This is a genomic window from Thioclava sp. UBA3469 (assembly GCF_002378135.1).
GTDB lineage: Bacteria > Pseudomonadota > Alphaproteobacteria > Rhodobacterales > Rhodobacteraceae > Thioclava > Thioclava sediminum.
On sequence record NZ_DFRG01000254.1, the window covers coordinates 1 to 2,670 of the forward strand.

Annotated in this window: 3 protein-coding genes; all 3 read left to right on the top strand. The window is 64.6% G+C overall.

Annotation, left to right across the window (positions count from 1 at the left end; all coding sequences use genetic code 11):
• Positions 1-346 (top strand): peroxiredoxin (locus B3D39_RS18775; protein ID WP_286789953.1); only part of this gene is annotated, 346 nt, incomplete at its 5' end.
• A 364-nt stretch (positions 347-710) separates the two neighbouring features.
• Positions 711-2,027: a M23 family metallopeptidase gene (locus tag B3D39_RS18780; RefSeq protein WP_274963732.1), complete on the top strand. Its 1,317-nt coding sequence runs from the start codon at positions 711-713 to the stop codon at positions 2,025-2,027.
• Complete coding sequence (locus B3D39_RS18785; protein ID WP_078519318.1) at positions 2,017-2,562, top strand: bactofilin family protein; 546 nt, start codon at positions 2,017-2,019, stop codon at positions 2,560-2,562. Before B3D39_RS18780 ends, B3D39_RS18785 begins: the two co-directional genes overlap by 11 nt.
• Positions 2,563-2,670: the final 108 nt, after the last annotated feature.

The window sequence follows — 2,670 nt, forward strand, 5'->3', positions numbered from 1 at the left end:
CACGCCCGGCTGCACCACCGAGGCGCTCGATTTCACCCGCCTCGCTCCGGACTTCGCCGAGGCCGGCGCCGTCGTCATCGGCATCTCGAAGGACAGCCTGAAGAAGCACGAGAATTTCTGCGCCAAGCATGATCTGGGCATCTACCTCGCCTCGGACGATGGTGGCGAGACCTGTGAGAGCTATGGGGTCTGGGCCGAAAAATCGATGTATGGCAAAACCTTCTGGGGCATTGTTCGCGCGACATTCCTGATCGGTGCGGACGGCAAGGTGGCTAAGGTCTGGCCGAAGGTGAAAGTCAAAGGCCACGCCGAAGAGGTACTCGAAGCCGCCCGCGATCTGGGCTGACCCGCGCCTCGGGCGCAGCGCCCCGCATGGCACCCCGGCGGGCGGCTCATGCCGCGCCGCGGGGGCGTCGTGCGGCGCGCGCCCATCGGCAAGTGCGGATCACACCAACGTGACGCCCAGATGACCAGCTGGGACGAAACCGCCGGGCCGCCCTCCCTTTTGGGCAGAAAACCGCTCATACTGCGCGCGCGAGGGAACCGTGACCAAATGCGAGGGGGAAAGAGGTTGCCCGGACCTGCCCCCCTTGGTAATCCCATTGCTCAAGGGCGGAGGACTTATCCACAAGCAGGACGGGTGCGCCGCCGCAAGTGACGTGCGGCCCCGTGGCCGCGCTTGATCCGCAACAAACACAGGACCGACCGGCTTGCCTAGACGCATTCTCGACCGCCTGAACACCCGTCTCGAGCGCATCCTGCCCGAACAGCGGCTGTTTCTGAAATCAGACAGCGCCACGCGGTTCGTCCGACTGCGCCCCCTCACCCAAGCGAGTGTACTGGCGATCGGCGCAGGCGTGTTCGTGTGGTCGATGGCCGCGACCTCGATGCTCTTCATCGACGGGATTTCCTCGGGCGGGGCCGAGCAGAACGACAAGGTCGCGAAACTCGCCTTCGAGCGCCGCCTCGACGCGCTCTCGCAAGAGCGCGACGCCCGCGCCGCCGAAGCCCTTGCCGCGCAGGACCGTTTCCAGACCGCCCTCGAGCAGGTCTCGAAGATGCAATCCACGCTGCTCGCCTCGGAAGAACGCAAGCGAGAGCTGGAGACCGGGATCGGCGTGATCCAGGCGACCCTGCGCCGCACCATGGATGAGCGCGACAAGGCCCGGCTCGCCTTGGCAAAGGCCGAGGGCAAAGGCCCAGACGCGGGTCCGACGCCGATCGCCCGCGCCGAGGACATGGAGAAGACGGTCGACATGCTGTCCACCGCGCTCGGAGAGACCGCGAAGGAACGCGACACCGCCAATGCCGACGCCAAGACCGCGCAACTGCAGATGGACAAGATCGCGCTGCAGAAGCGTCTCCTCGAACAGCGCAACGACGAAATCTTCACCACGCTCGAAGGGGCGGTGAAAATCTCGATGGAGCCGCTCGACAAGGTCTTCAAACAGGCCGGCATGGATCCCGATCACGTCCTCAAGGAAATCAAACGGGGCTATTCGGGCACCGGCGGACCGCTCTCGCCGATATCGCTCTCAACCAAGGGCGCGGCCGATCTCGATGGCGACACCGCGCGCGCCGAGAATATCTTGCGCAAGCTCGACGAGATGAACATGTATCGCATCGCCGTCGACAAGCTGCCCTTCTCGATGCCGGTAAAGGCGCATTTCCGCTTCTCGTCGCCCTTCGGCTGGCGCTGGGGCCGGATGCACGAGGGCGTCGATATGGCCGCGCCGATCGGCACCAAGGTCTATGCCCCCGCCGATGGCGTCGTGATCGCCGCCGAGCACGAACGTGGCTACGGCAACATCGTCAAGATCCGCCACGAGTTCGGCATCACCACCCGCTATGGCCACCTCAACAAATTCCACGTGAAAGTCGGGCAAAAAGTGTCGCAAGGCGAGTGGATTGCTGATATGGGCAATACCGGACACTCCACGGGACCGCATCTGCACTACGAGATCCGGCTCGGAGGCAAGCCAATTAACCCGATGACCTTCATCAAGGCTGGTAAGAATGTTTTCTAAATCGAAAATCCATGAACCGGGCCCCAAGGCCGACGGCGACAAGCCCAAAACCGGTGAGAGCTCGACCGCTCCGAGCCGCCCGACGTCCAGCTCGAGCGACTACACGCCGAGCGCCGCGCCGCGCTCGAAGCCCGCGCCTTCGGTTCTCTCCTCGGACCTGACCATCACCGGCAACGTGAAGACGACCGGCGACATCCAGATCGAAGGCACCGTCGAAGGCGACATCCGTGCCCATCTGCTGACCGTCGGCGAAAGCGCCACGATCAAAGGTGAGATCATGGCAGACGACGTCGTGGTCAACGGTCGCGTCGTGGGCCGCGTTCGCGGCCTGAAGGTGCGCCTGACCTCGACCGCACGTGTCGAAGGCGACATCATCCACAAGACCATCGCGATCGAGAGCGGTGCACATTTCGAAGGCTCGGTGCAGCGTCAGGACGACCCGCTGCAGACCGGTCAGGGCACGCGGAAACTCGCGCCCCCGGCCTCCGAGACCGCCGCCGCAGCGCCGGCGCCGACGGGGTCGGAACAGAAATAAAATCAGGCGATAGCCAGAGCAGGAGGGGCGGCCGATCGGGTCGCCCTTTTATTTTGCGCCGGTGCCATGTCCCGAGGCGGGCAAAAGGGGCGCTGCCCCTCTTCGCAT